We start from the raw sequence: 26041 nt of genomic DNA, 5'->3' as shown, positions 1-26041 counted from the left end.
ACCGTTCCCGCGTCGAGTCGGATCGGTGAGACTGGTCCCGTGACCGAGCGCAACGTCCTGGGCGGCGATCTCGAGGAGTGCGGCACGGAGCCGATGACCGGGTTCCACCGCGACGGCTGCTGCGCGACCCGCGGTGACGACCGGGTGATGCACACCGTGTGCGCGGTCGTCACCGACACCTTCCTGGCGCATCAGGCGGCGATCGGCAACGACCTCTCTACCCCGCGGCCGGAGTACGGGTTCCCCGGGCTGCGGCCGGGCGACCCGTGGTGCGTGACCGCCCACAACTGGCTGCGGGCCCACCACGACGGTGCCGCCGCTCCGGTGCGCCTGGCCGCGACGAACGAGTCGGTGCTGCGGATGATCCCGCTGGAGATCCTGCGCCAGCACGCCGTCGACGTGCCGGGCGATCTCAGCGGGCTCGAGCCGTGAGTGGGCGAGGCGCGGGCCGGCTGCAGGAGTCACCGGTGCACCGGTGACTCCCGCACTTCTCAGGGGAGATTTCCCCTGAGAAGTGACAGTTTCCCCTGAGAAGTACGCCCGGATAGCGGACGCCGCGGGGGTCAGCGCGCCACGGTGACGACGGGGTCCGCCGACGACGCGGACGCCGCCGCCGACGGGACGCCGTCCTCCTCGGGCCGCAGCAGGCGGCGGAAGCGGCGCAGCAGCACGGCGGTCACGGCGGTGGCGGCGACGACGAGCAGCGCCCAGAGGTGGCCGTGCCCGGAGCCGATGAGCAGACCGGCGATCGCCGGGCCGAGCATCTGGCCCAGGGTCCAGACCAGGCCGAGAGCGGCGTGGTGGCGTCCGCGGGTGGCGTCGGTGGCCAGGTCGTCGGCGAGGGCGGCGGCGACCGGTGCCCACAGCGTCTCGCCGAGCCCGAACACCGCGAGTCCGACGACGAGCGCGGCGATCGCCGGCGCGGCTCCGAGCCCGCCCAACGGGTCGGCGGCCGCGACGACGACCCACGCGACCGACCACAACGCGACCGCGAGCCCGAGTGCGGAGGTGCGCCGCCACGCCCCGACCCATCGCAGCACGGGCAGCTGCGCGAGCAGCACGACGAGGGTGTTGGCGGCGAACGCCCAGCCCAGGGCTGCCGCCGGGACGCCGGCGACCTCGACGGCGTACGCCGTGGCGCCGGCCTCGATCTGGCCGTAGCCGAAGGTGACGGCCAGGACGCCGCAGCCGCACAGCAGCAGCATCCGGCGATCGGCGAGGACGACCGACCACCCCGCCTCGGCCTCGGGGGCCGAGGCGGCCGCCGTCCCGGGCCTACGGGACGGGTCAGGATCGGGCCCGGCATCACCACCGCCCGCGCCTCCGCCGATCACGATCAGCGCGAAGACCAGGCAGGTGGCGGCCTGGCCGAGGAAGAGCAACCGGAAGGTGCCGGCCCGATCGACGTCGACCACGAGCGCGCCCAGCACGCTGCCGACGCCGATGCCGGCGTTGAGGGCGAGGAAGGCCTGGGCGAGCAGCCGGTCGCGCACCGCGGCATGCGGGCCGGCCCACCGTGCCAGGAGGGCGGTGGTCGCCGGCCACAACGGCGCGGCACCGAGCACCACGCCGGCGAGCACCGGCAGCATGACGCCGACCCCGGCGTCCAGCGGCAGCAGCGCGAGGCAGGTGAGGGCGCTCGCACCGACCCCGAGCGCGCCGAGCAGCACGGGCCGCGAGCCGCGGCGGTCCAGGAGCGGGCCGGCGGCGAGGGCGGCGAGGATGCCGACCAGCCCCATCCAGGCGTAGAGCAGCCCGGCCGTGCCGGCGCCGAGATCGCGCACCCGGGCGAGGTGGACGAAGAGGAAGGGCACGGTCAGGCCGGTGCCGAGGGAGGCGATCGCGAAGCCGACGAGCAGCCGCCGCGTGCGAGGGTCGGCCGCGGGGGGCTCCGTCACCAGATGCATGAATTTAGGCTAGCCTTACCTCATGGATTCAGCGGTGCCAGTGTCCGGCGAGGTGCGCCGCGACGCCCACGGCGTCCCCCATCTGCGGGCGCCCTCGGTGGCCGCGCTGTTCGCGCTCCAGGGGCGCGTCGCCGCCCACGACCGCGCCTGGCAGCTCGAGATCGAGCGGCTGCGCTCGGTGGGGCGCACCGCGGAACTCCTCGGACCGGCCGGCGTCGCCTGGGACGCCTTCGCCCGCCGCGCGCAGCTCGACCTGCTCGCCCGCCGCGCCTTCGACGTCCTCGACGCCGAGACGCGCGCCGCGCTGACGGCCTACGCCGGCGGCGTCGAGACCGGTCTGCGGGAGGCCGCGTGCCCTGAACTGCGGGCGCTGGGCCCGGCCCCCGGCCGCTGGCACCCGTGGACGCCGCTGGGGATCTTCGCCGTCCAGCATGTGCTGTTCGGCTCGTTCCCCTCCGCCCTGTTCCACGCCCGCGCCCGCCGCGTCCTCGGGCCGGAGGCCGACCTGTTCCGCACCGAGGGCCTGGCCGGCGGCTCGAACGCGTTCGTGCTGGCCGGCAGCCGCACCCGCAGCGGCCTGCCGCTCATCGCCGGCGACCCCCATCGCCTGCTGGAGGATCCCGGCGTCTACGCGCAGGTGCGGCTCCAGTGCATCGGGCCGGGCGACCCGTTCGATGCCGTCGGCCTGACCTTCCCCGGCGTGCCGGGCGTGCAGCACTTCGGGCACGCCGGCGAGGTGGCCTGGGGCGTCACCAACGCGATGGCCGCCTACCAGCAGGCCCACGAGGTGAGCCTGCGTCGCCGCGGCGAGGAGGTGCTCGTCGAGGGGGAGCCCGCGAGGGTCGAGCATCAGCGCGTCACCGTCCGCGGCGCCACACCGGTGAGCATCGAGGTGCTCGACACCGCACGCGGCCCGGTCGTGCTCGGCGACAGCGGCCGGGGCGCGGGTGTCGTACTCGACAGTCCGGCCTACCTCCTGGGCGACCTCGGCTTCGCCGCGCTCCTCCCGTTGCTGCGCAGTCGTCGGGTGGACGACGTCGCGCAGGCGCTGCGGGCCTGGGTCGAGCCGGTCAACAACTGGCTGATCGCCGACACCGCCGGCGACGTGCGTCACCTCGTGGCCGGTCGCATGCCGCGCCGCGACAGCGAGGGCGGCATCGTCGGCTGGGTCGAGCCGCTACCGAACCGCGAGCCCGGGCCGGACGGCGTCCTGGTCACCGCCAACGATCGGGCGACGCCCGCGTTCGACGTGCTGACCGACGACTTCGCGCCGCCGTTCCGCGCCCGACGCCTGGGAGAACTCCTCGGACCCGACCGGCTCCTGGACGCCGCGGATGCCGCAGCCGCGCTGGCCGACGTGACCTCGGCGTCGTCCCGGGTGCTCCTCGACCTCGTGCCGGCCGACCTCAGGCCCCCGCTCACCGAGGGGTGGGACGGCGCGATCGACGACTCCCCCGGCGCCGCCTGGTACGCGGCGCTGCGCGAGGAGGTCGTCGAGCGGCTGTGCGCGGCGCCGGCGCTGGCACCCCTGCGCGAGCCGTCGCCGTACGGGCCGATCGTCGAGCCGTGGTCGCATCTGCCGGTGCGGGTGGCCGTCTCGCTGCACGTGATCCTCTCCGCCGAGCGTCCCTTCGGGCTCGACGCCGCGCAGCTGGTCGCCGAGGCGGCTCGCGCGGTCCGCGACGGCGAGCATCCGCCGTGGCCGCAGCGGCACCGCTTCCATCCGCTGCACGCCCTCGAGCAGTTCGGGCTGCCGCATGAGCCGAGAACGCCATCGACACCGCTCAGCGGCGACACCGACACCGTGCGATGCACCGCGTGGCTGCCCGGCAGCGAGGTGTGCGTGCGCGCCTCGGCGGCGCGCTGGGTCTGGGACCTCGCCGACCGGGACGCCGGCGGGTGGGTCGTCCCGCTCGGCGCCGCCGGCGATCCGGCGTCCCCCCACGCGCACGACCAGCACGCGACCTGGGCGGCCGGCGGCGTCCTGCCCCTGAGGACGGCGTGGGAAGACCTGCGCCCCGACACCCTGGAGCACCCGTGAGCAGCTATCGGCCTCGCCGTCTCGACCCGGATACCGACCTCGATCTCGTGCACGGCTGGGTGAGCGAGCCGCGCGCCCGGTTCTGGGGGATGCTCGGGAAGTCGCGCGCCGAGGTGGAGGAGATCTACCGCTGGATCGACGAGCAGGAGCACCTCGCCGCGTACCTGCTCGAGGTGGACGGCGTGCCGATCGGCCTGGTGCAGACCTACGACCCGTTCGTCGACGAGATCGGGGCGTTCTACGACCGCCGACCCGGCGATGTCGGGGTGCACCTGCTGCTCGCCGACACCCCGGCCCGCGCCGGACGCACCGAGCGGGAGCTCATGCGGTTCCTGACCTGGCTCGCCGAGCAAGGCACGCGACGCGTCGTCCTCGAACCCGACGCCGACAACGAGGCCTCGGTGCGCCGGGGCCTGGCACTCGGCTTCACCCGCGGGCCGGTCGTCGACCTGCCGCACAAGCGCGCGCAGTTCCTGTTCCTCGACGTCGGCGGGGAGGGCTCCCGGACCTGAGGGACCCCGGACGCCGGGATCAGCCGGACGCCGGCACCGTGACCGCAGACCGCCAGCGCACGCTCGACGCGACGACGTCGAAGAGCGTCTCGAACGCCTCGCGGATCGGCAGCAGGAAGGTGCTGAAGGTGAGCAGCACGATCGAGGCACCCCCCGGGGCGACGAGGTACCACTCGACGACGAGGGTGTCGTGGCTCTCTGCGGAGGCGGCCGGCTCGATGCGCACGCGGCGCTGGGCCCGACCGGCGGGGTGCTCGGCGACCCTCGCCGACTCCACGCCGGCGTCCTCGCGCAGCAGGAGCGCGAGTTCGCCGAGCACCTCGGAGTCGTCGACGGCCGGGTCGCCGTCGAGCTCGGTGACCAGGAGGGTCGACTGCAAGGGCATGGGGCCGACCATGACGGAGGACAGGAACATCTCACGCCCGCCGACCTCGGCGGCCTGCCGCACCTGATCGAGCAGGCTCCCGCGCAGCTCGGCCCTCAGATGGGGAGCGTCGTCGATGCCGCGGAACTGCCGCTCGACGATGCGGTTGACAGCGCGCTCCGCGCGTTCGTCGAGCGGGATGCGGTCCCAACCCTCCGGGGCCAGCAGGCGGTAACGGGGGCTCATTGCCGGAACTCCAGGCGCAGTCCGGCGGCGATGGCGTCGACCTCGGCGGAGATGGCATCGCTCAGCGTCGGATCCGCCCATTGGGCCTCGACCAGCACGAAGCCGGGGAGTTCGCCGGGGGTCACGATCAGGGCGATCGCCTCGGCGACCTGGGCGCTGGTGGGTTCCTCGGCGTCGGGGCTGGCCGCCAGTCGCGCCGCGTATCGCACGGCCGGACCCGCGGGCAGATCGACCTCCGCAACGTCGACCGACCCGACGATGCCGCCGTGATCGCTGCCGAGACCGAGCACACGGTCGGGGGTGACCGGCCGATCCTCGAGCGGGAAGACCGCGGCATCGAGGACGGCGAGCACGCGCCCCAACGGGTCGGGCTGGAAGGCCAACGAGAGCGCCGCGGCCACGTCGCCGTCCCAGAGGTAGCGGGCCCGTAGGACCGCCAGGGCGAGCAGACCGGCCGCCACCTCCGCGCCCACCGAGGTCGAGGCCGGCTCGACACCGACGGACGCACGCTCGACGTCGGCCCGTGCCCACGCCTCCGGGTCGACATCGTGCGCGAGCGGGAGGGCGACCCACCCGGGCGGCACGACCGCCTCCAACTGCACGTACAGGTCGGCGAGCCCGGCGTGGTTCACGAGGGATCCTCCTCGGCGAGATCGCGGCGGATCTGCTCCATCCGCTCCTCGAGGCTGGGCTTCCCCCACGGGAGCACCAGCAGCACCTGGACGACGAAGAGGACCGCGGCGGCCCCCGCCAACCAGGCCGCGACGTGCCAGCCGAATCCGGCCCCCGCGACGGCGGCGATGAAGGCGGCCGCGCCGGCGCCTTGGAGTCCGGGGAGGAACGCCCGTCCGAAGCCGTCGGGGCTGCGATCCCGTGAGTAACGCGAGGCCAGGGCGCTCGCGAGCACCATCGCCGCGGCGACGGTGCCCAGGGACTGCGCGTCGATGATGACGGCGAGCAGGAACAGGAGCCCGGCGACCGTGGAGAGCAGCAGGCGGTAGACGGCGAGGGGTACGGCGCGCCCCGTCAGCGGATCGGCTCCGCGTGCCGACGAGCCACGGCCACCTCGGGGCTCGAGTCGAGGGTCGCGATCAGTCACCGGTACGACCCGCCTCGATGAGCGCGGACTCGCCAGGCAGGATCTCCCGATCGGCGTAAGCCTCCATCACATCGTGGATCGCCACAGTGGTGTTGATGCCGACGTTGCCGACGGCTCGCGCCACATCGGGCACCGATGCGTCGAGTCGTACGACGCCCGCATCGATTCGAGGGAGAGGCCGCCGGCGAACGAGCGCGCCTCCGACAGGCCGTGGCTGATGCCCGAGGGCGTCAGCTGGCGAAGGGCCGCGGCGTCGTCCCGCAGGTTGGTGAAGGGATTCGGGCGGATCGGCGGCGCGGTGGCGGCGTCCAGCAGGGCGACGCGACCGCCGCCCAACACGCCCTCGGCGCGGGTCATCCGGCCGAGCTGTCCGCCCAGGAGGCCGGCCAGCCGGCGCTCGCTGAGGTTGCTGAGCTGGGACGCCGTCCGGAGATCACCGGCTCGGAGCGCCGTGACCAGTCCGGGGGCCTCGCGACCGCCGGCGCGGAGGATGCCGGGAACAGCCCCTTCCGCCGCTGCCGTGAGTTTTCCGCCGGCCATCATGGCGCCGTAGGCGCCCTGGAGGCCCTTGGCGACACCGCCGGCGACGACGAGCAGGGCGTCCATGGCCACCTTGCCCCAACTGCCCTCCCCCGCGAGAGCGAGGACCGTGTCGATCAGCAGCGCCGCGCCGGCGAGCGCCAGGGCGAACCCTGCCAACAACTCACCGAGCCCCGGCACCCAGCACAGCAGCAGGGCCGCCACCCCGACCGCCGCGGCGATCTGGGAGAGGAGCTCCGAGATCGCCTTGAGGTGAAGGTTGTCGGCCAGCCACTTCGCCACACTCTTCACTGCGTGCTTGACCTTGTCCCAGCGGCTGTCCTTGAGCCCGTCGTGGTCGATCACGTCGCGCAGCCGGGACGCCGCCTTCTCGGCCGCATGCCGCACCCTGCTCGCGGAGTCCTCGAGCCGCCCCTGGAGACGCCGCAGCTCGCCGGCGTACTGATCGACGGTGTCCCAGTCGGCGTTCTCGGCGGGCGTTGCGTCGGGTGGACGCACGGGGTAGAGCACGGGAGAGATCCGGCGCATCGGGATGCCGAGCCGGGCGCGGGCGGCGTCGTCGCGGCGTCCGAGCTCCTGCGCCTCGTGCAGGATGCCGAGGGAGACCGCCTGCTCCTCCTCCAGGGGCCCGACGTAGGAGGCGACGGCCTCGTAGGCGGCCTCGTAGCGCGGCAGCATGCGATCGAGGTCGTCGGCGACCTTGGCGGCCGTCTCGTCGAAGGTCTCGGCCGCCTCGCCCTCCCAGTAGTCCGAGGTGCTCAGCGAGGAGAGTCGCTCGGCCTGCTCGCGCAGGCTCTGCGCGAGATCGCGCAGCTCTCGGGAGAGCGCGCCGACCTCGTACGGGTCGCCGGGGACGGGGTCGGTGGCGGCGAGGGGCGACCAGTCGCCGGGGCGGCTCATGACTCGGTCTCCCCTGCCGGCGCGGTGCGGGTGAGGGCCGCGCCCAGGTCGTGGTCGGCGCGGTCGTACTCGTCGGCTGCTCGGCCGGCCCAGCCGCTGAAGGTGTCGAGGTCCTTGACCAGCTTCTCGCGGTGGATCTTCCAGTTCGAGGCGAAGTCGTGGAGGGCGTCGACCAGCACGCTCTGCCCCACGGCGTCGGCGTAGCGATCGATGAGGGCATCGCTGTCGGTGACGGCGTCCCTGATCGCCTTCACCGTAGACGCCGAGGATCGGATCTGGCCGACGTCGGCGACGAGTCGTTCGCTCACGGCGGTGCGATGCCCGCTCGGCAGCCCGCCGAAACCGGCCGGCCGCGACCAGCCCCTTGCCGGAGGCCCCGCCGCCATGTCACCCTCTGCTTGACATTCTCACGATTTTGTCAAGCAGAGGTGCTCCCGTGACCCCCACGACCCCCATGCCCCCCATGCCCACCAGCACGGCGACCCGCCCGGTCGACCTGCGGCCGGTGCTCGGCCTGCCCGACCCCGGCGAGCGCGTGCCGACCCTGGCCTGGCCGACGGCCGGCCTCTACGTGGGCACGCTCGGGCTGTTCGTCGTCCAGATCGTCGGGCTGGCCCGCAGCTGGACGCCGTGGGCGCTGGTGCCGATGGGCGCAGCGGTGACGTACCTGATGTTCACCGTGCTGCACGAGTCGATCCACCACGCGGTGAGCACGAACACCCGGCTCAACGACCTCTTCGGGCGCCTCGCGATCCCGTTCGTGGCGCCGTACGCGAGCTTCGCGCTGGTGAAGTTCATCCACATCGAGCACCACCGCAACACCAACGAGCCCAAGCTCGTCGACCCCGACCAGTGGACCAGCGAGGGCCCGGCCTGGCAGCTGCCGTTCCGGTGGGCCAGCCTCGACCTCTGGTACGTCGCGTTCTACCTGCACCGCATCGGCGAGCGGCCGCGGCGCGAGGTCGCGGTGACCCTCGCGGTGTTCGTCGGCGCGATCGCCGGGCTGGCCTCGGTGGCCGTGCTCGGTGCCGGCCCGGAGCTGCTGCTCTGGCTGGTCGGGCAGCGCCTCGGCGTCCTGGTGCTGGCGTGGTGGTTCGACTATCTGCCGCACCACGGCCTGCCGCTGACCCAGCGCCAGCACAAGTACCAGGCGACACGGGTGCGGGTGGGCCGCGAGTCGTGGATGACGCCGCTGTTCGTCTACCAGAACTACCACCTCGTGCATCACCTGCACCCGAGCGTGCCGTTCTACCGCTACGTGCGGGCGTGGCGGCGCAACGAGCAGGCCTACCTCGACCGGGACGCCGCCATCTCGACGTGGTTCGGGCGCTCGCTGACCGCCGACGAGTACCGCACCTGGCGCCGGCTCACCGACGACGTCGTCCTCGACGGCGACGCCGGCCGCGCCGCGCCCGTGTTCCATCCGCTGCGCGTGGCCGCCGTCGAGACCCTCACCGAGGAGAGCCGCCTGGTCGTGCTCGAGGTGCCCGCCGACCTGGCCGAGACCTACGCCTACCGGCACGGCCAGCACGTCACCGTGCGCGCGATCATCGACGGCGCCGCGGTCACCCGCACCTACTCGATCGTCTCGGCGGTCTCCGAGCGCCGGCTGGCCATCGCGGTGCGGCACGTGCCGGGCGGGATCTTCTCCGGCTACGTCCTCGAGCACCTGCAGGCCGGCGACCTGCTCGACGTGCTGCCGCCGGCCGGGCACTTCCGCACCGAGCTCGACCCCGCGGCCCGGCGCCGCTACGTCGCGGTCGCGGCCGGCTCGGGCATCACGCCGATCATGTCGATCGTGCGCACCGTGCTGGAGGAGGAGCCGCGCAGCACCGTCACGGTGGTGTACGGCAACCGGACGCCGTCCTCGACGATGTTCCGCGGCGAGCTCGCCGCCCTGGCCGCCGACGATCGGCTGCGCGTGCACCACGTGCTCTCCCGGACGCCGGACGCCGAGCTGCCGGGCCGCATCACGCCGTCCCTCGTACGCGAGCTGGCGGGCGAGGACCCGGTCGACGCCTGGTTCCTGTGCGGCCCCGACGCCCTCGTGCGCGAGCTGTCGACGGAGCTCGGCACGACCGAGCGGGTGCTCACCGAGGTCTTCCACACCACCGCGACCGACCCGGCGATCGACGTCGAGAGCCGGGTCGTGATCGCGCACGGCGAGCGGCGCCTCGAGATCGACCTGCGCTCGACCGGCGACACCCTGCTCGATGCAGCCCTCCAGGGCGGCCTCGAGCCGCCGTACTCCTGCGCGGGCGGCGCGTGCGGCACGTGCCGGGCGAAGGTACTGCTCGGGCGGGCCGTGATGGACCAGAACCACGCCCTGGACGACGCCGAGGTGGCTGCGGGGTACGTGCTGACCTGCCAGGCGCACCCCGTCACCGAGGAGCTGCACGTCGACTACGACGCCTGAGCGGGCCTGAGCAGGCCTGAGCAACCCCGAGCAGCCCCGGGCCGCGTCGGCCGGAGGGTCAGGCGTCCTGGAGCGGACCGTACCGCTGCCGGGCGGCCTCGCCCGAGGTCCCGAGGATGGCGCCGACGGTCGCCCACGAGCACCCCGCCTCGCGCGCGGCCCGGACGGCCTCGAGCAGGCGACGCTCGGCCTCTCCCCTGCCGACGACCGCCTGGCGCAGGCGTTCGAGGGGCGAGTCGGACTCGCCCTCGGGCAGGTGGCGCTGGCGCGCGATCACCTCGGACTGGCGCAGGATCTCCTCCACACTGCGTGCCACGGACCGCTCCTCAGATCGCTGCCGGGCGAGTGCGGTGAGGAGCGACCCCAGCGGGCATCGCCGTCCTCGACGCGTGCTCGCGGGAGCAGGGACTCCGAGGCGGGACGGGTGGTGTCGGGGCGGTGGCGGCGCGGGGGCGGACAGGGATGCCGAAGGCCATGGCAGGACTCCTGGGGGAGGGCAGGCGTCGGAGGCTCGCGGGGGAGGCGAGGAACCGGCACCGAAGGGGGGATTCGGGTGAGCGCGCCGCGGAGCACGGCGCATGACGATGATCCACCACCACAGTCCGTTTGTCCCGCAGGCGAACCGACTCCACACGGAGATCACAGGAGCCGACGGGCGCGTGACGACCCTGGAGAAGCTCACCACCCATTCCGTAGCATCTCAATAGCCTTACTCCCCTATTGAGAGGTCCGACCCATGTCCACCCGTCCCAAGGAATCCGTCGTCCCGTTCGTGCTGGAGGCCACCGGCACCGGTGTCGCCCAGCAGCTCGAGGTCCCGGGCTCGCACCGCTTCGCCACCGACGCCTACCCCGCCTTCGGCGGCCAGGACGCCGCGCCGAGCCCGCTCTTCTACGCCCTCGGCGCCCTCACCTCCTGCAACCAGGTCACGGCCCAACTGGTGGCCAAGGACCTCGGCATCGAGCTCACGCACTTCGAGTTCCGCGTCCAGGGCGACCTCGACACCGCCGTCCTGGTCGGCGGCGCCGAGGGCAACGCCAACTTCGACCGGGTCGAGGTGACCGCCCGCGTGGCCACCGACGCCACGCCCGAGCAGTTCGCCGAGCTCGAGCGCGAGACCGACCGACGCTGCCCGGTCTCCCAGCTCTTCCGCCGCAGCGGCACCGAGTTCGTGAGCACCTGGACCCAGGTGCAGCCGGCCTCGGTCTGATCCACCTGCAACCGAACGGCGCTCGCGAGCGTCAAGGGGGCGGCGGCACGATGCCGCCGCCCCTCACCATCGTCTCGAAGGAACACCCATGCACCTGTCCGCCCGCCCCTCCCTCGCCGCTGTCGCCGCCGCCAGCCTCGGCGCCCTCGGCGCCCTCGCGGCCGTGCCGCACGCCGATGCCGCCACCACGGGAATCAGCACCGCCTCGGCCGGCGACGTCCGCGTCGTCACGTACAAGGGCGACGGCGTCAGCGTGCGCCGCGCCAGCCACCAGCTCGGCCGCCTGGCCGACACCAGCAAGGACTTCCAGCTGGCGGTGAAGAAGGGCCTCGACGACCTGTGGACCGAGGACAACGGCGGCAAGGCCTCCTGTGCCACCGCCCCTGTCGTCGTGGTGAAGAAGTGGCGCTCCGACGGCTGGGCCACGCTGACGGACATCGGCACCTTCGCGCCGTGCCCCACCGGCGGCCACCAGGCGATCTGGCGCACGATCGACGGCACCTGGACCGAGATCCTCGGCACCCAGGAGGTGCCGAAGTGCTCGAAGCTGCGCAAGCTCGAGGTGCCAAAGAACATGTGGAAGCAGTGCTACGCCGGCGGCAAGGTCGTGGCCTACACGGGGCCGTGATCGCCCCCGGCTCACAGGGAACGACCCGGACGCCCGGACCTCGACCGATCTCGAGGTCCGGGCGTCCGGCACGTCAGAAGCCCGGCACCCCCACGTAGGGCAGCACGAGGGTGCAGTCGACCGGCTGGGCGTTCGCCGGGTCGAGGGCGTTGAGGACGACGCGGGCGGCGATCGGGTCGGCCACGATCTCGAAGTGCTCGCTGTAGTCGCGCGGGCAGAGGTCCTGGACGACGACGTTGGTCATGCCCGGCTCGATGCCCGAGGTGTAGGGCGTGACGAGCTGGTCGTACTTCGTGACGATGTTGGTGTACTCCACGCCGGCCACGGCCGGGGTGCCACCGCTGCGCAGCTCCTTGATGAACGAGCTGCCGGTGAGCAGCTGGGTCAGCGACGGCGCGAACGGACGCAGCAGCAGGCGCACCAGGCCGGTGAGGCCGAAGGGTTCGCCGGCCTGGGCGAGGGTGGCGCCGCCGAGCACGTTGGTGCCGTGCCACAGCGGTGCCAGCGAGACGTAGCGGTGCACGAAGGGCGCGCCGCCGAGGAACTTCACGTAGTAGTCGGGCATCACGGTGCCCTCGGAGTGGCCGACGATGTCGACCTGGGGTGCGCCGGTGGCCGCGAGGACCCTGGCCACGAACGCCTTGAGCTCGCCGGCGGAGCGCCGGATGTCGGCGAGTCCGCCGAACTGGTCGAGCGGGAACGGCAGCGTGCGGCCGTAGGTGAGGGCGAAGACGCAGTAGCCCTCGTTGTGCAGCAGCGGCGCGAAGGTCTGCCAGTTGGTCGAGCGGTTGCCGAGCAGTCCATGCACGAGCACCACCGGCAGCGGGTGCTCGGCGGTGGGCTTGCAGGAGAAGTCGTTCGAGCCGGGCGCGTTGCCGTTGGGCGGCAGCCCGCCGAGCACCGCGGAGGGGATGAAGCCGTAGGGCACCGGCAGATCGCCGTCCGCGGCCTGCGCGGGCGCGACGGCGGCCGGCAGCGCGAGACCGACGACGGCCGTGATCGTGGTCGCGGCGGCGAGGAGCCGGCGCCGCAGGCGGGTGGGGAACGGGGACATGCGCGACCTCCTGGTGTGGACCGCGCCGATCCTGCCACCGGGCGGGGACGACGTCACCCGTCCCGACCGGACGCCGGACCGGCTGCCGGGCGGCCCGGCCGGCCGTGACACCGTAGGCCGGTGACCACGACCGCCCCGCCCCGCCTGCGTGGCGTGCGCGGCGACCGGGCACTGGTGGTGACGCTGGTGCTGCTGACCACGGTCACCGCGATCGTCAGCAGCCTCGGGGCGCCGCTCATCGTGGCGATCGCCCGGCGCTACGACGTGGCGCTGACCGACGCCCAGTGGGCGCTGACGGCCACGCTGCTCTCCGGCGCGGTCGCCACCCCGATCCTGGGGCGCCTGGGCGCGGGCCGGTGGCGGCGTCCGGCGGTGCTGGCCGGGTTGGCGGTGGTCTGCGTCGGTTCGCTGCTCGGCGCGCTCCCGCTCGGGTTCGGTGCCCTGGTCGTGGGCCGCGCCCTCCAGGGCGTCGGGCTGGCCCTGGTGCCGCTCGCCATCGCGATCGCCCGCGACCACGTGGCCGCCCCCGCCCTGCCGCGCACCGTCGCCCTGCTCTCGGTGACCACGGTGGCCGGCGCCGGGGCCGGCTACCCGCTCTCGGCGTTCCTGGCCGAGCACGGCGGCGTGGCGGGCGCCTACGCGGTCGGCGGCGTCCTCACCACGATCACGTTGGCGCTGGCCGCGCTCGTGCTGCCCCACGGCGACGACGGCGCGGGCGGCGCTGTCGACTGGGTCGGCGCCGGACTGCTGAGCGGCGGGATGGTCGCCACCCTGCTGGCCGTCAGCCGCGGCGAGACCTGGGGGTGGGACTCCACCCGGGTGCTGTCGCTGCTCGCGGCGGGCGTCGTCGTCCTGCTGGCCTGGGGGTGGTGGACGCTGCGGGTGGACGGCCCGCTGGTGGACCTGCGGCTCGCGGTGCGCCCGGGTCTCGCGGCCCCCAACCTGGTGGCCTTCGCGGCCGGGTGCGGCATGTACACGCTGCTGGCGCTGGTGGTCGTGGTGGTGCAGAGCGCCCCGCGCGACGGGTTCGGCCTGGGCCGCTCGACGCTGGTGGCCGGCTCGATGCTGGCGCCGTACGCGGTGGCCAGCGTGGTGGGCAGCCGCCTCGCCCAGGGTGTCGGGCGGCTCGCCGGCACGCGCCTGCTGCTGCCCACCGGGTGCGGGCTCTTCCTCGCCGCCACCCTGCTGCTCGCCGACTTCCACGACCACGTGCTGACCCTGACGGCGATCATGGCGCTCAGCGGGCTCGGCAGCGGGTTCACCTTCTCCTCCCTGGCCGTGCTGATGGTGCCGCACGTGCCGCCTGCGGAGACCGGCAGCGCCATGGCCTTCAACCAGGTGCTGCGCTACCTCGGGTTCTCGGTGGGCAGCGCCCTGAGCGTCACCCTGATGGAGGTCTACGGCGGCGGGGACGCCGGCTTCCGCGGCTCGCTGCTGACCATGTCGTCGGTCTGGGTGGTCGCACTGGGTGGGACATGGGTGCTCCACCGGGTATCCAGGCCCTAACCTTCGCCTGTGTCCTCTCCCTCCCGCGTCGCCTACCTCGACGGTCTGCGCGCGCTCGGCATCCTGGCGGTGCTGGGCGTGCACTGGGCGGCGGAGTACCTGCCGATCGGCACGGGCGGCTACATCGGCGTCGACGTGTTCTTCGTGGTGAGCGGCTACGTCATCACCTCGGTGCTGTGGCGCGGTCCGCTCGGCGAGTCGATCGGCGGCGCCTGGGTCACGTTCATGAAGCGCCGCGTGCGGCGGCTCTATCCCGCCCTGCTCGGGTTGGCGATCCTCACCCCGCTCGCGATCGCGGTCGTGCCCGGCGACCCCGATGTCGGGGTGGGCCACGCGGCGTGGAACGGCCTGCTCGCTGTCCTCCAGCTCACCTGGCTGCCGGAGATCCTCGGGACGACGACCGAGCCGTTCCGCCAGACCTGGTCGCTGGCGATGGAGTGGTACTTCTACCTGCTCTGGCCGATCGCCGTGTACGCCGCCCGACGGGCCGGGTGGAGTGCCACGCGACTGGCGCGGTGGTCGGCGATCAGCGGCGTCCCCCTCTACCTCGTGGCGCTGCCGTGGGGCGGGCTGATCTTCTACGCGATCCCGCCGGCCCGCTTCGCCGAGATCCTCGCCGGGGGCGTCGTCGCCCTGCTGGCCATCGACGCTCCAGGGCCGCGCCGTGCGTCGTCGTCCGACACCGCGGTCACCGCGCTCTTCCTCGCCCTCATCTGTGCCTACGTCGTCGCGGCCCCGGGCCATTACTACGACCCGATCTGCCGCTTCGTCGGCGTCCCCCTGGCGGTCGTGGGCACGGTGCTGCTGCTGCGCCACGGCCTCACCGACGCCGACAGCCCGATCAAGCGGCTCTTCACCGCGGCCCCGCTGACGCTGATCGGCCGCACCAGCTACAGCCTCTACCTGTGGCACTGGCTGCCGATCTTCCTGCTCGACAAGGACGCCATCGCGCTACCGGGGATCGTGCTGGCGGTCGTCGGTGTGGCCATGGCGGCCGGGTTCACCGCGCTGAGCTACCGCTACCTAGAGAAGCCGTTCCTCGGCTCGCAGTCGGGCGCCCTCCAACTCGGACGCCGCGAGCCGGCCACCCGATGAAGGTCGAGATCCAGCTCGACGCGGCACCCACCGAGGCGGCGCAGCGGGCCGCCGAGCTGGCCGCGACCGGCGTCCACGGGCTCTTCACCTTCGAGGGGCCGCACGACGTGTTCCTGCCGCTGGCGCTCGCAGCCGGCGCGGGTGTCGACGTCGACCTGATGACCAACGTGGCGATCGCGATCCCCCGCTCGCCCATGCACCTGGCGCACACCTCATGGGACCTCCAGGCGCTCTCCCGCGGCCGGTTCCGGCTCGGGCTGGGCTCGCAGATCAAGCCGCACATCGAGAACCGGTACGGCGCCACGTGGTCGCAGCCGGCCGCGCGGATGCGCGAGATCGTGCTGGCCACCAAGGCGATCCTGACGTCGTGGCAGGACGGCACCCGGCTGGACTTCCGCGGGGAGTTCACCCGCCACACCCTCATGCCGCCGACCTTCGTGCCGGGCCCGAACCCCTACGGCGTCCCGCCGGTCTACCTCGGCGCCCTCGGGCCGTTGATGACCCAGGTGGCGGCCGAGGTCGCCGACGGCCTGCTGGTCATGCCCTTCCACTCCCACCGGCACTTCCGCGAGCGCACCCTGCCGGCGCTCGGCACCACCCGGCCGGGGTTCGCGATCCAGCCGCAGGCGATCGTCGCCATGGGTGCGAGCGCCGACGAGCAGGCCGCCGCCGACCTCGGCGTCCGCGGCCTGCTGGCCTTCTACGGCTCCACCCCCGCCTACCGCCCCGTGCTCGACATCGAGGGCTGGGGCGATCTGCAACCGCAGCTCAACGCCCTGTCGAAGACCGGCGACGTGATGGCGATGATCGACCTGATCACCCCGCAGATGCTCGAGACCCTCGCGGTGCGCGGCACGCCGTCCGAGTGCGCCGCGGAGATCGAGCGCCGCTTCGGCGACGTCGCCGAGCGGGTGTGCGTCTACTTCCCCGGGTACCGGCCGCGGGGGGAGCTGATCGCGGAGTTGGTGGGGGCGCTGGGGTAGGGGTGCCGTTGCTCGGAGTCACCGGGCGGCCGGTGACTCTGTCGTTGGTCAGCTGAAGTTTCGTACGCCAACCAGCAGACTCAGCTGACCAATCTCGCCCCGCGCGCCCTATCCGCCGACGATCTCGGCCACCCGCTCGACCTGCTCCACCGACGATCCGGTCGGGATCAGCTGCACCTCGTCGCAGCCCAGGTCGGCGAACCGGTCGAGGACGACGCGCAGCTCGGCCAGCGTGCCGGCGAACCCGGTCGTGGGGGCCATCGCGTCGACGAACTCGACCGGGATCCAGTTCATGTAGTGCCGCAGGTGGCGGTGCACCTGCTCGCGGGCCCGCCCGCCGGAGGTCTCCTCCAACGCGAACCAGAAGGACGTCGTGAGCCGCGGCGCGGGGCGTCCTGCCTCGGCCCAGGCGGTGCGCGCGAGGTCGAAGAGGCCGCCGACGGCGGCGGTGTCGAGGTCGAGGGTGACCCCGGCCAGCCCGTCGGCCCACGAGGCGGCGTGCCGGATCGTCTTGGGGCCCATCGTGCCGACCAGCAGCTCGGGGCCGCCGTCCTGGAGCGGCGGCGGGCCGACGGGGCGGGTGGAGCCGGTGAGGTTCTCCCCCGCCCACACGCGGCGCATGGTGGCGACCCGCTCGGCCATCGCGCCCATCGTCTGGGTGGCGAGGTCGGCGCCGGCGGCGCGGTAGTCCTCCTCGCGCCCGCCGACCCCGAGGCCGACGGTGAGCCGTCCGCCGCTGAGCCGGTCGGCGGTGGCCAGCGCCTTGGCGAGCGGCACCGGATGATGCAGCTGCGGGACGACGACGGTGGTGATCAGCCGCGCCCGCGTCGTCCAGGCCGCCACAGCACCGAGCAGGGTGAGCGTCTCGGGATTGTCGAAGGCCACCCGCTCGCCGAAGCACAGCGAGGAGAACGGCCCCTCGTCGATGGTGCGCGCCCAGCGTTCGAGGGTGTCCGGAGCGTCCCAGAGGTCCGGCTCCATCACCGGCAATGTCATCCCGACCTGCATGGAGCGGACCCTAGCGGGCGCCACGGCGCCAGGATGCGGCTTCAGCTGCCGACGATGCTCCAGCGGCCGAACAGCGTGCCGGCGTCCTCGAGCAGCAGGGTCAGCTCGAGCGCGCGGTCGAAGGAGGCGCCCTCGGTGATGCGGCCGAAGCTCCCCGCCACCAGGCGCGGCACGGTGGTGCCGGTGAGCTCGTCGGCGGCGCCCTGGAAGACCAGGTCGCGCAGCAGGTGGGGGCCGCCCTCGCACAGCTGCTTGCCCCAGCCGCGCTCGGCGAGGGTCTGCTTGAGCAGCGGGAGGTCGACGCGGTAGGTGCCGAGGGTGAGCACGTGCTCCTCACCCAGCAGCTCGCGGGCCTCCTCGATGCCGTCGGACTTCGAGCAGGTGGCCAGGTAGACCGAGCCCGCCGGGGCGCCGCGCAGCGACTCGGGCACCTGGCCCTTGCGGCTGACCAGGACGATCGGACGCGCGGCCGGACGGTAGCCCTCGGCCTTCGCGGTGCCGGCACCGACGATGATCACGTCGGCCCAGTCGCGCAGGACGTCGAAGACCCGCTTGTCGGCGGCGTTGTTGATCGAGCCGGAGAGCCCGTTGTCGCCGGTGGCGCTGCCGTCGACGGTGCTCACCATGTTGACGCGCAGGAACGGCGTCGTCGGGGCCGCGTACAGGCGCGCCAGGTCGTCGTCGGTCAGGTCACCGTGGGCATCGGCGCCGGTCAGGACTCGCATCTCCACCTCATCACCCAGTACTGCACGCCGAACGGGTCGTCGGCGTAGTCGACCTCGGCGGGGCCTGCACTGGCGAGCAGGTCACCGAGGGCGACGAACCCGTCGACGTGGCCGATCATCAGCTCGGCGGCGAGTCCGCGGTCCCACTCTCTCAGGTGCTGCGGGTCGGGTGTACGCAGGGCCTCCCCCAACGCCTCGTCGACGCCGGCGGCGCGCTCGTCGAGGTGGCCGGGCGCCTTCTCGGTGCGCTTGGCCGAGCCGTTGGCGACCACGATCGTGGCGGGCTCGCCGGCCGGCGCCAGGACGCCGGCCGCGCGCGCCTCGGCACGCAGCGCCTCGACCACGCGGGCGCCCTGGGGCTCGGCGATCACCTCGGCGTCCGGGCCGGCCCAGCCGACCGCGGCGACGGCTGCCGCCCGCAGCTCGGCGACGGGGTCGGTCTGCCCGGCGTACTCGGGCAGCAGGGCGAGCACGCCCGGGACGAGGACGACGCGGCTGGTCACTGCAACCCCCGGATGGCTCGACGCGGCAGCTTGAGCCCGGAGATCACGTCGACCATGTCGACGGTCTGCCGGGTCTCCACCACCTGGTGGACGCGGTAGATGCGGGCTCCGGCCAGTGCGCACACGGCGGTGGCGGCCAGGGTGCCGATGAGCCGCTCGCCGACGGGCAGGTCGAGGGACTCGCCGACGAAGTCCTTGTTCGACAGCGAGACGAGCACCGGGCGCCCGTGGCCGGCTTCGACCATCTCGCCGATGCGCCGGGTCACCTCGAGGGAGTGGAAGGTGTTCTTGCCGAAGTCGTGGGCGGGGTCGATGACCACGCTCTCCTCGGCGACACCCGCGGCGACGGCGCGGTCGGCGTAGGCCATCGTGTCGGCGATCGCGGCGGCCACGACGTCGTCGTACTCCAGGCGGTAGGGCCGGGTGCGCGGGGTGACGCCGCCGGTGTGGGTGCAGATGATCGCGGCGTCGTACTGGGCGGCGACGTCGACCAGTTCGGGGTCGGCGCCGCCCCACGCGTCGTTGAGGACGTCGGCGCCGGCCGCGCACACGGCGTCGCCGACCTCGGCGCGCCAGGTGTCGACGGAGATGACGAGACCGGGGTAGGTCTCGCGCACGCGGGCGACGAAGTCGACGACGCGGGACTTCTCCTCCGCGGCGTCGATCTCGACGCCGGGCGCGGCCTTGATGCCGCCGATGTCGACGATCTCCGCGCCCTGCTCGACGACGGTCGCCACCCGCTCGAACGCCTTGTCCTCGGCCCAGGTGGCGCCCTGGTCGAAGAAGGAGTCCGGCGTCCGGTTGACGATCGCCATCATCAGCTTGTGGTCGTCGGCGAACTCGTGCCGACGCAACCGCAGTGTCACATCACGCTCCTGGCGGGGGGTCGCTCACCGAGCAGGACGACGCGCTCGGCGGGCTCGATACGCCCCTCGCGGGGCCGGTACTGGCGCAGCACCACCTGGCCGTCGAGCTCCTGATCGAGCTGGCGGTCGGGCTGATGGTCGGGTGCTGCGTCAGGGGCGGCGGGCGGGGTGCCGCGGCGTCGTCCGACCGCGGCGAGCAACTGGGTGGCCATGGCTCCGAGGTCGAGCAACGGCTGGTGGGAGTGGGCGCGGACGCCGAGGCCGACCTGGGCGATCGCCTCGACCCCGAGCAGGTCGGCGGTGTCGATGAGGGAGGCGATCTCGACGGCGTAGCCGGTGGGCATGTGGAGCTGCTCGAGCAGGCTGCGGCGGGCCGCCCACTCGCCGGCGAGCGGCTGGATGAGGCCGGCCAGTTCGGGGTGCTCGAGCGCGATCGTGGGTCGCGCGACGAGTTCGGTGACGCGGCCGCCGTCCAGCGGACCCGACTGGCCGGGCCGCTCGTAGTAGCCCTTCACCAGCGCCACCTCGGGGCGGGTGAGCAGGGGGCCGAGGAGGCCGGGCACGAAGTGGGTGTCCCAGTCGGTGAGGTCGGCGTCCATGAAGACGATGAGGTCGCCCTGGGTGACGAACAGCGACTTCCACATCGCCTCGCCCTTGCCCGGCACCGAGCCGAGGTCGGGGCGGATGTCGCGCGAGCGGTGGACGACGGCTCCCGCGTCGGCCGCGACGGCGGCGGTGGCGTCGGTGGAGTCGGAGTCGATGACGACGATCTCGTCGATGAGCGCGACGGTGTCGACGAGCGTCTCGCGCACGCGGCCGACGACGTCGCCGACCGTGCCGGCCTCGTTGCGGGCCGGCACCACGAGACTCACGCTGTGACCGGCCTTGGCCTCCATCAGCTGGGCGAGGGTCCACTCCGACCACTCGTGGGTGTTCGCCTCGAACCACGCGGCGGCTCGGGACGCGGACACGACGCCGAGACTAGCCGGGGGGTGGTTGGTGGGGTGGGTGGGGTGAAGGTTCGGCGGGTACCCGCCGAAAGTTTCAGCGGTTGGCCGCCGAACCTTTCGTTGGTGTGACGTTGTGCAGGTCAAATCGGCCCTGGGACCTGCAGAACGTCACACCTCGTGCCCTGTTCCCGGCGGCGCAGACGGACGGCGTACCCGCCAGCGCCGCTCCACCTCCAGGTAGGCGCGGTCGCGCGCCCGTTCGTAGGCGCGCTCGAGCCGCGCGACCACGCCGGGCACGTCCTGCAGATCGGCTCCCACGACGGTGACGACCTCCACGCCGACGTCCTGCATGCCGGCTGCGCGGACGACGTCCGCGCGATGCTGCTCGCGGGTGCGATGCCCGGCGCCGTCGTACTCGACCGCGAGCCCGGCGGCCTCGTCGAGCAGATCGGGCATCGCCACGAAGCGTCCCTCCAGCGTCTCGATCCGAGGGTTCACGAGGAACGGGCCGCGCCCGGCGTCGAGCGTGCAGAGCAACCGCAGCCGGGTCTCCTGGGGCGAGCGCACCCCGGGCGCAGCGAGCCGCACCGCCGCCGCCAGGCTCCACCAGCCACGCGGGCGGGTGGTCGAGGCCCACTCCTCGATCTCGTGCCGCGTCGCCAGCCCCGCCGCCAGGACGGCGTCCACGAGCACCATCGCCTCCCGGTCGCCGGCCGAGCGGACGGCGTCCAGGAGCGCGGGCAGCGGTCGCACGCAGGGGACGCCGGCGGTCTCGACGAGATGCTCGGGCGGCAGGAGTCCGCGGCGCATGATCACGCCGTCCCGCGGTCGCAGACCGCCGCGTACGACCCGCAGCGGCACAGGGAGATCGGCGCCGAACCGATCGCGGCCGTCGACCAGTCCGACCCCGGCCAGCCGCAGTGCCGCCCAGCCGGTGATCTGAGCGCCGTCGATGCCCGCGGTGGCCTCGAGGATGCGCTGCTCGACGTGGTGCGGCGCGGCCGTGGGCACGAACCAGCCGCGCGCCACGCGCCGCCACCTGGGTCCGGCCGCCTGCGTGCGGGTCGGACCGAGCACGCCGGCCGGGTCGCATCGCACCGGCACGACGAGGTCGGACGGCGTCCTCGACCTCAGGGGCAGTTCCATGGGGACGGCCTGCCCGCGCCGGGCCACTCGGACACCGGCCCCCAGCGATCTGTGGAGAACGAGGTGTGACGTTCTGCAGGTGAGAACGCCCCTCAGACCTGCAGAACGTCACACCACCAGAAGTTTCAGCGGTCAGCCGCCGAACCTTCAGCGGTCACCCGCCGAAACTTTCACCCGCCCCCCGCGTCCCGACCCACCACGCGAACGCCGCAGCCCCCGAGCCGAGGAGCACACCGAGGGTGTTGGCGACGACGTCGCTGAAGGCGGGCACGCGGCTGGGCAGCAGCAGCGACTGGGTGGTCTCGACGCCGGCGGAGAGGGCGAAGGCGATGACGGTCCAGCGCTCCCAGCGCACCCGGGGCCACAGGAACACCAGGGCTGCGGCGAGCGGCAGCATGATCGCGATGTTGCACCAGAAGTCGACGTAGGCGTAGCCCGAGAGCACGGTCGGCACGCCGTGGGCGGCGAGGCGCACGCTGAGCCAGGCGATGCTCGAGGACGGCACGTTGTTCGACGGCTCGAGCAGCACGAAGGCCAGGAAGCAGCCGTAGACGGCGGTGGCGACGCCGAGGGGACGCCGCCAGGTCGGTCGGGCGGTCGCGGGGGCGTCAGTCACGAGGGTCATGGAGCAGGCTCCGGGTGCGGGCGACGACGTCGTCGACCGCGGCTGCGGCAGCGGGGCTGAGCACGCCCATGTCGATGAATCCGTGGATGAGGCCGTCGTAGCGCACGCGGTCGACGGCCACGCCCGCGGCGGCGAGGGCGTCGGCGTAGGCCTCCCCCTCGTCGCGCAGCGGGTCGTACTCGGCCGTGACGACGACGGCGGGCGCGACGCCGGCCAGCTCGCCGCGCAGCGGTGCGAGGCGAGGGTCGTCGAGGAGCGTCTCGTCGAGGTCGGGCACGTAGTGGGCGAAGAACCACTCCATGCCGGCCTGCTCGAGGAAGTAGCCGGAGGCGTTCTCCTCCCGCGAGGCGTACTCGCCTCCGGGGTCGACGGCGGGGTAGATGAGCAGCTGCCCGGCGATCGCCTCGCGAAGCCCGGGCTGCTGGGCGACGATCGCGGCGAGGTTGCCGCCGGCGCTGTCGCCGCCGACGCCGAGCGCGGGCGAGCCGCCGTAGGAGGCGAGGTCGGCGGCCACGGCGGTGGTGACGGCGACGGCGTCGTCGACGGCCGCAGGCCACACGTGCTCGGGGGCGAGCCGGTAATCGGCGGAGACCACGACGACGTCGGCGCCGGCGCAGAGGCGGCGGCAGGTCTGGTCGTGGGTGTCGAGGTCGCCGATGACGAAGCCGCCGCCGTGCAGGAACACCAGGGTCGGCACGGGGCCCTCAGCAGCGGGCCGGTAGATCCGCACCGGGACGCCGGCGACGACGTCGTCCGAGACCGAGCCGACGGCCACCACCTGCTCGGGCTGGGTGGCGTCGACCGTCATCGCCCGGAACGCCTTGCGCGCGATCTCGGGCGTGCCTTCGTGCATCGGCGGGTAGCCCGAGCCCGCGATGAGCTCGAGCAGGACGGCGATTCCGGGGTCGACTGGCACGTCCGCGACCTTAACCGAGGAAGCCGACAACAGCCTGAGAAAGGGCCTCGGCGTAGCGCGAGCGACCTGTGGCGGTGGTCATCACGGCGGCGTCCTCGGGCGAGCGCATGTTGCCGAGCTCGACCATCACGGTGGGGATGTCGGAGAGGTTGAGGGTGGCGAGGTCGGAGCGCAGGTCGAGGCCGTCGCCGCCGGCCACGTAGTTCGCCACGGTGAATCCGGCGTCGATCAGCGCGGTGCGCACCTTCCGGGCCAGCTCGAGCGAGGGGCGGTAGATGTCGCGGGTCCACGGACGCCGGTCGGTCGGCGCGATCACATGGAAGCCGTGCGCCCCGGCCACCGTGTAGCCGTCGCCGTGGATGCTGATCTTGAGGTCGGCGGGCAGCGCGTTCCCGGCCCGTCCGCGCGCGTCGACGCACGGCCCCCAGCGCCGGTCGCTGTTGCTGTGCCGGGTCAGCCGCACCGTCGCGCCGAGGTCGCGCAGTCGCGCGCGCAGCCCCCGGGCGACCGACCAGGCGAAGGTGGCCTCGGGGTAGCCGCCGTCGGTGGCGGTGCCGGTGGTGTTGCAGGGCTTGATGAAGCCGCCGGCCGGCACCGGCTTCGCGATCTGGCGCGGGAAGTGCCGGTTGCCGAGCTGGTGGCCAGGGTCGAGGACGATGACACGTCCGGCCAGCGGGTCGCTGTCGGAAGGAGCGCTGGCGGTGACAGACGGCGAGACGGACGGCGAGGCGCTCGCGGACGCCGTCCCGCCGGGGGCGGCGACGAGCGCGGCGGCCGCGGGATGAGGAGCCGGGTCGAGGTCGCAGGCGGTGAGGCCGGTGAGGCTCAGCCCGCAGACGAGGGCGAGCGCGGCGACCGGACGGCGGGGGCTCACCCGCGGCAACCTACGCGGCGCGGGGCCCCGGTCGGGCCGGATCGCGGGATCAGGCGACGTGACGCGCGGCGTCGGAAGCGTGGGCGCGGGCGGTGGCGGGCAGCTCGGCGCGGCCGTGGCGGTCGACGTGGCGGCCGAGGAGGACAGCGAACGGCAGACCGACGAGGGTCCACCCGACCAGGGCGAGCACGATCCAGAGCGCTGTCATCATGCACTCCAGTCTTGACACATCACCGCGGTGTTACACCCACCGTCGATCCACGCTTCCGACACATTCGGGTGGCGCCCGGCAACACACCCGTCATCCCCCATGGCCCGAAGGGACTAGTTCGTGCTGGTCATCACAGACCATTTGGTAAAGACCGGTCGGTAGGTGCCGTCGCGTGCGGGAGACTCAGGGTCTTAAGAGGGTCTTAGGAAACCTGCCAGGGGGATCTACGTGACGACGTTCGCCGAGCGCACCATGCGCCTGGTCCGAACCCGCGCCGCGAGCCGTGCCCTGCGCTACCTGCCGGCCACCGCCGTGCTGGTCGACACCCTCATGATCCTGGCCGCCGTCGTCATCGGCGTCATCGCCCGAGCGCAGCTCACCGTGTTCGACGACAAGGTCAACACGATCGACAGCGTCGTCTACGTCGCACCGCCCGCGCTGTTCGGCTGGCTGGCCGTCATCTACTTCATGCGCGGGTATCGGGAGAACGTCTTCGGCGCCGGCACCGACGAGTTCAAGCGGGTGCTCAACGCGAGCCTCTACACCGCCGCCCTGGTCGGCGTCGGCTGCTATCTCGCGAAGTTCCCGCTCAGCCGCGGCTTCTTCGTCATCAACTTCGTGATCGGCACCCTGCTGCTCCTGCTCGGCCGGCTGGCCCTGCGCCGCGCCGTGCACGTGGCGCGGCGCTACGGCTCGCTGCGCGAGCGCGTGCTCATCGTCGGTGCGTCCTCGCACGTCGACGAGCTTGCCGGCGTGCTGGCGCGGGAGAACTGGCTGGGCTACGACGTCGTCGGTGCGCTCACGCCGGGCGGCGTCGGGGAGGTCGCCACCGATTCCGGCATCCCGGTGCTCGGCGGTACGGACGAGATCATCACGGCGGTGGCCTCCGATGTCGCCGATATCGTCTTCTTCGCCGAGGGCGCCATCGAGACCGGCGAGCAGATGCGCCGGGTGGTGTGGGAGCTCGAGCAGCACCACGTGAAGCTCGTGGTGGCGCCGAGCGTCACCGACATCTCCGCGCAGCGCATCCGGGTGCGCCCGGTCGGCGGGCTGCCGCTCATGCACATCAGCCCGCCCACGGCCCGCGACGCCTCGAGCATCGGCAAGCGCGCCTTCGACCTGGTCGGCTCGCTGTTCCTCATCGTCGCCTTCGCCCCGCTGCTGGCGATCATCGCGCTGAACATCAAGCTCGCCGACCGCGGCCCCGTGCTGTTCAAGCAGATCCGCACCGGACGCGACGGCGAGGAGTTCCCCTGCTTCAAGTTCCGCACCATGGTGGTCGACGCCGAGGCGCGGCTGGCGGCGCTGAAGGACGAGCTCGGCTTCGACGGCGGTCTGTTCAAGATGAAGGACGACCCGCGCATCACCAAGCCCGGCCAGTGGCTGCGCCGGCTCTCCCTCGACGAGCTGCCGCAGCTGTTCAACGTCGTCCGCGGCGAGATGAGCCTGGTCGGCCCGCGCCCGCCGCTGCCCTCGGAGGTCGCGGAGTACGACGGCGACACCACCCGTCGCCTGCACGTGCGGCCGGGCATGACCGGCCTGTGGCAGGTCTCGGGTCGCTCCGACCTCTCCTACGAGGAGGCCGTGCGGCTCGACCTCTACTACGTCGACAACTGGTCGATGGTGCAGGACCTCAGCATCCTGGCGAAGACCGTCACGGCGGTCTTCTCCAGCCGCGGCGCCTACTGACCGACCATCACCGCCCGACCGCCACCC

28 protein-coding genes are annotated in these 26041 nt (G+C 73.2%); 10 read left to right on the top strand and 18 right to left on the bottom strand.

Annotated elements, in window-relative coordinates; all coding sequences use genetic code 11:
- Window positions 1–39 precede the first annotated feature (39 nt).
- The gene (locus tag ABD671_RS02305) at window positions 40–432 is read left to right on the top strand and encodes a DUF2237 family protein (RefSeq protein ID WP_344731590.1); all 393 of its coding nucleotides are present in this window, start codon (window positions 40–42) and stop codon (window positions 430–432) included.
- A 131-nt stretch (window positions 433–563) separates the two neighbouring features.
- Here the strand turns inward: ABD671_RS02305 and ABD671_RS02300 are convergent, their stop codons facing one another.
- Entirely contained in the window at window positions 564–1907 is a 1344-nt protein-coding gene (locus ABD671_RS02300) for an MFS transporter (RefSeq protein WP_344731589.1), read from the bottom strand.
- Between the two features lie 22 nt (window positions 1908–1929).
- On the opposite strand from ABD671_RS02300, the gene ABD671_RS02295 reads away from it, so the two are divergent.
- Both ABD671_RS02295 and ABD671_RS02290 read left to right on the top strand, forming a co-directional pair.
- A complete protein-coding gene (locus ABD671_RS02295) occupies window positions 1930–3948 on the top strand; it encodes a penicillin acylase family protein (RefSeq protein WP_344731588.1) in 2019 nt (672 codons plus the stop codon).
- The gene (locus ABD671_RS02290; protein ID WP_344731587.1) at window positions 3945–4460 is read left to right on the top strand and encodes a GNAT family N-acetyltransferase; all 516 of its coding nucleotides are present in this window, start codon (window positions 3945–3947) and stop codon (window positions 4458–4460) included. Before ABD671_RS02295 ends, ABD671_RS02290 begins: the two co-directional genes overlap by 4 nt.
- Before the next feature lie 19 nt (window positions 4461–4479).
- On the opposite strand, the gene ABD671_RS02285 is transcribed toward ABD671_RS02290, so the two are convergent.
- The 5 genes from ABD671_RS02285 to ABD671_RS02265 form a co-directional block, all read right to left on the bottom strand.
- The gene (locus ABD671_RS02285) at window positions 4480–5070 is read right to left on the bottom strand and encodes a hypothetical protein (RefSeq protein WP_344731586.1); all 591 of its coding nucleotides are present in this window, start codon (window positions 5068–5070) and stop codon (window positions 4480–4482) included.
- Complete coding sequence (locus ABD671_RS02280) at window positions 5067–5702, bottom strand: hypothetical protein (RefSeq protein WP_344731585.1); 636 nt, start codon at window positions 5700–5702, stop codon at window positions 5067–5069. The genes ABD671_RS02285 and ABD671_RS02280 overlap by 4 nt, the downstream gene beginning before the upstream one ends.
- Complete coding sequence (locus tag ABD671_RS02275) at window positions 5699–6169, bottom strand: hypothetical protein (protein WP_344731584.1); 471 nt, start codon at window positions 6167–6169, stop codon at window positions 5699–5701. Before ABD671_RS02275 ends, ABD671_RS02280 begins: the two co-directional genes overlap by 4 nt.
- A gap of 66 nt (window positions 6170–6235) precedes the next feature.
- On the bottom strand, window positions 6236–7609 hold the full coding sequence (locus ABD671_RS02270) for a hypothetical protein (protein WP_344731583.1): 1374 nt from the start codon (window positions 7607–7609) through the stop codon (window positions 6236–6238).
- Complete coding sequence (locus ABD671_RS02265; protein WP_344731582.1) at window positions 7606–7917, bottom strand: hypothetical protein; 312 nt, start codon at window positions 7915–7917, stop codon at window positions 7606–7608. Before ABD671_RS02265 ends, ABD671_RS02270 begins: the two co-directional genes overlap by 4 nt.
- Window positions 7918–8072: 155 nt before the next feature.
- Here ABD671_RS02265 and ABD671_RS02260 point away from each other — a divergent pair, with 155 nt between their 5' ends.
- Window positions 8073–10025 carry a fatty acid desaturase gene (locus tag ABD671_RS02260; protein WP_344731581.1) on the top strand — a complete coding sequence of 651 codons (1953 nt, stop codon included), beginning with the start codon at window positions 8073–8075 and terminating at the stop codon, window positions 10023–10025.
- 58 nt (window positions 10026–10083) lie between these two features.
- Here the strand turns inward: ABD671_RS02260 and ABD671_RS02255 are convergent, their stop codons facing one another.
- Complete coding sequence (locus ABD671_RS02255) at window positions 10084–10341, bottom strand: hypothetical protein (protein ID WP_344731580.1); 258 nt, start codon at window positions 10339–10341, stop codon at window positions 10084–10086.
- Between the two features lie 420 nt (window positions 10342–10761).
- Between ABD671_RS02255 and ABD671_RS02250 the strand changes: the two genes are divergently transcribed.
- Both ABD671_RS02250 and ABD671_RS02245 read left to right on the top strand, forming a co-directional pair.
- Window positions 10762–11235 (top strand): OsmC family protein, encoded by a 474-nt coding sequence (locus ABD671_RS02250; RefSeq protein WP_344731579.1) that lies wholly within the window; start codon window positions 10762–10764, stop codon window positions 11233–11235.
- Window positions 11236–11323: 88 nt separating this feature from the next.
- On the top strand, window positions 11324–11863 hold the full coding sequence (locus tag ABD671_RS02245; protein WP_344731578.1) for a hypothetical protein: 540 nt from the start codon (window positions 11324–11326) through the stop codon (window positions 11861–11863).
- A 73-nt stretch (window positions 11864–11936) separates the two neighbouring features.
- Here the strand turns inward: ABD671_RS02245 and ABD671_RS02240 are convergent, their stop codons facing one another.
- A complete protein-coding gene (locus ABD671_RS02240; protein WP_344731577.1) occupies window positions 11937–12917 on the bottom strand; it encodes an esterase/lipase family protein in 981 nt (326 codons plus the stop codon).
- A 120-nt stretch (window positions 12918–13037) separates the two neighbouring features.
- On the opposite strand from ABD671_RS02240, the gene ABD671_RS02235 reads away from it, so the two are divergent.
- Genes ABD671_RS02235 through ABD671_RS02225 form a run of 3 tightly spaced genes read left to right on the top strand, consistent with a single transcriptional unit; the run spans window position 13038 to window position 16501 of the window.
- Entirely contained in the window at window positions 13038–14423 is a 1386-nt protein-coding gene (locus ABD671_RS02235; protein ID WP_344731576.1) for an MFS transporter, read from the top strand.
- 9 nt (window positions 14424–14432) lie between these two features.
- Complete coding sequence (locus tag ABD671_RS02230) at window positions 14433–15518, top strand: acyltransferase family protein (RefSeq protein ID WP_344731575.1); 1086 nt, start codon at window positions 14433–14435, stop codon at window positions 15516–15518.
- Window positions 15515–16501 (top strand): TIGR03617 family F420-dependent LLM class oxidoreductase, encoded by a 987-nt coding sequence (locus ABD671_RS02225; protein ID WP_344731574.1) that lies wholly within the window; start codon window positions 15515–15517, stop codon window positions 16499–16501. The genes ABD671_RS02230 and ABD671_RS02225 overlap by 4 nt, the downstream gene beginning before the upstream one ends.
- A 108-nt stretch (window positions 16502–16609) precedes the next feature.
- Here the strand turns inward: ABD671_RS02225 and ABD671_RS02220 are convergent, their stop codons facing one another.
- From ABD671_RS02220 to ABD671_RS02175, 10 genes are all read right to left on the bottom strand, one after another.
- Window positions 16610–17533, bottom strand: a complete 924-nt coding sequence (locus tag ABD671_RS02220) for an LLM class flavin-dependent oxidoreductase (protein WP_344731573.1) — start codon at window positions 17531–17533, stop codon at window positions 16610–16612.
- A gap of 17 nt (window positions 17534–17550) precedes the next feature.
- On the bottom strand, window positions 17551–18234 hold the full coding sequence (locus ABD671_RS02215; RefSeq protein WP_344731572.1) for a dihydrofolate reductase family protein: 684 nt from the start codon (window positions 18232–18234) through the stop codon (window positions 17551–17553).
- Window positions 18222–18737: a class III extradiol ring-cleavage dioxygenase family protein gene (locus ABD671_RS02210; protein WP_344731571.1), complete on the bottom strand. Its 516-nt coding sequence runs from the start codon at window positions 18735–18737 to the stop codon at window positions 18222–18224. Before ABD671_RS02210 ends, ABD671_RS02215 begins: the two co-directional genes overlap by 13 nt.
- Window positions 18734–19603, bottom strand: a complete 870-nt coding sequence (folP, locus tag ABD671_RS02205; protein WP_344731570.1) for a dihydropteroate synthase — start codon at window positions 19601–19603, stop codon at window positions 18734–18736. The genes ABD671_RS02210 and folP overlap by 4 nt, the downstream gene beginning before the upstream one ends.
- Window positions 19600–20574, bottom strand: coding sequence for a glucosyl-3-phosphoglycerate synthase (locus tag ABD671_RS02200; RefSeq protein WP_344731569.1), 975 nt, complete (start codon window positions 20572–20574; stop codon window positions 19600–19602). The genes folP and ABD671_RS02200 overlap by 4 nt, the downstream gene beginning before the upstream one ends.
- A 147-nt stretch (window positions 20575–20721) precedes the next feature.
- Complete coding sequence (locus ABD671_RS02195) at window positions 20722–21699, bottom strand: hypothetical protein (protein ID WP_344731568.1); 978 nt, start codon at window positions 21697–21699, stop codon at window positions 20722–20724.
- Window positions 21700–21853: 154 nt separating this feature from the next.
- Entirely contained in the window at window positions 21854–22324 is a 471-nt protein-coding gene (locus tag ABD671_RS02190; protein WP_344731567.1) for a VanZ family protein, read from the bottom strand.
- Window positions 22308–23240: an alpha/beta hydrolase gene (locus tag ABD671_RS02185; protein ID WP_344731566.1), complete on the bottom strand. Its 933-nt coding sequence runs from the start codon at window positions 23238–23240 to the stop codon at window positions 22308–22310. Before ABD671_RS02185 ends, ABD671_RS02190 begins: the two co-directional genes overlap by 17 nt.
- 10 nt (window positions 23241–23250) lie before the next feature.
- A complete protein-coding gene (locus ABD671_RS02180; protein ID WP_344731565.1) occupies window positions 23251–24114 on the bottom strand; it encodes an N-acetylmuramoyl-L-alanine amidase family protein in 864 nt (287 codons plus the stop codon).
- Between the two features lie 49 nt (window positions 24115–24163).
- Window positions 24164–24325: a hypothetical protein gene (locus ABD671_RS02175; RefSeq protein ID WP_344731564.1), complete on the bottom strand. Its 162-nt coding sequence runs from the start codon at window positions 24323–24325 to the stop codon at window positions 24164–24166.
- A gap of 228 nt (window positions 24326–24553) precedes the next feature.
- Between ABD671_RS02175 and ABD671_RS02170 the strand changes: the two genes are divergently transcribed.
- Complete coding sequence (locus ABD671_RS02170) at window positions 24554–26014, top strand: sugar transferase (protein WP_344731563.1); 1461 nt, start codon at window positions 24554–24556, stop codon at window positions 26012–26014.
- Window positions 26015–26041: the final 27 nt, after the last annotated feature.

Source organism: Nocardioides fonticola (assembly GCF_039536805.1).
Classification (GTDB): domain Bacteria; phylum Actinomycetota; class Actinomycetes; order Propionibacteriales; family Nocardioidaceae; genus Nocardioides; species Nocardioides fonticola.
The sequence above is the reverse complement of the archived record's forward strand: the minus strand, read 5'-3'. Positions and strand labels throughout refer to the sequence as shown.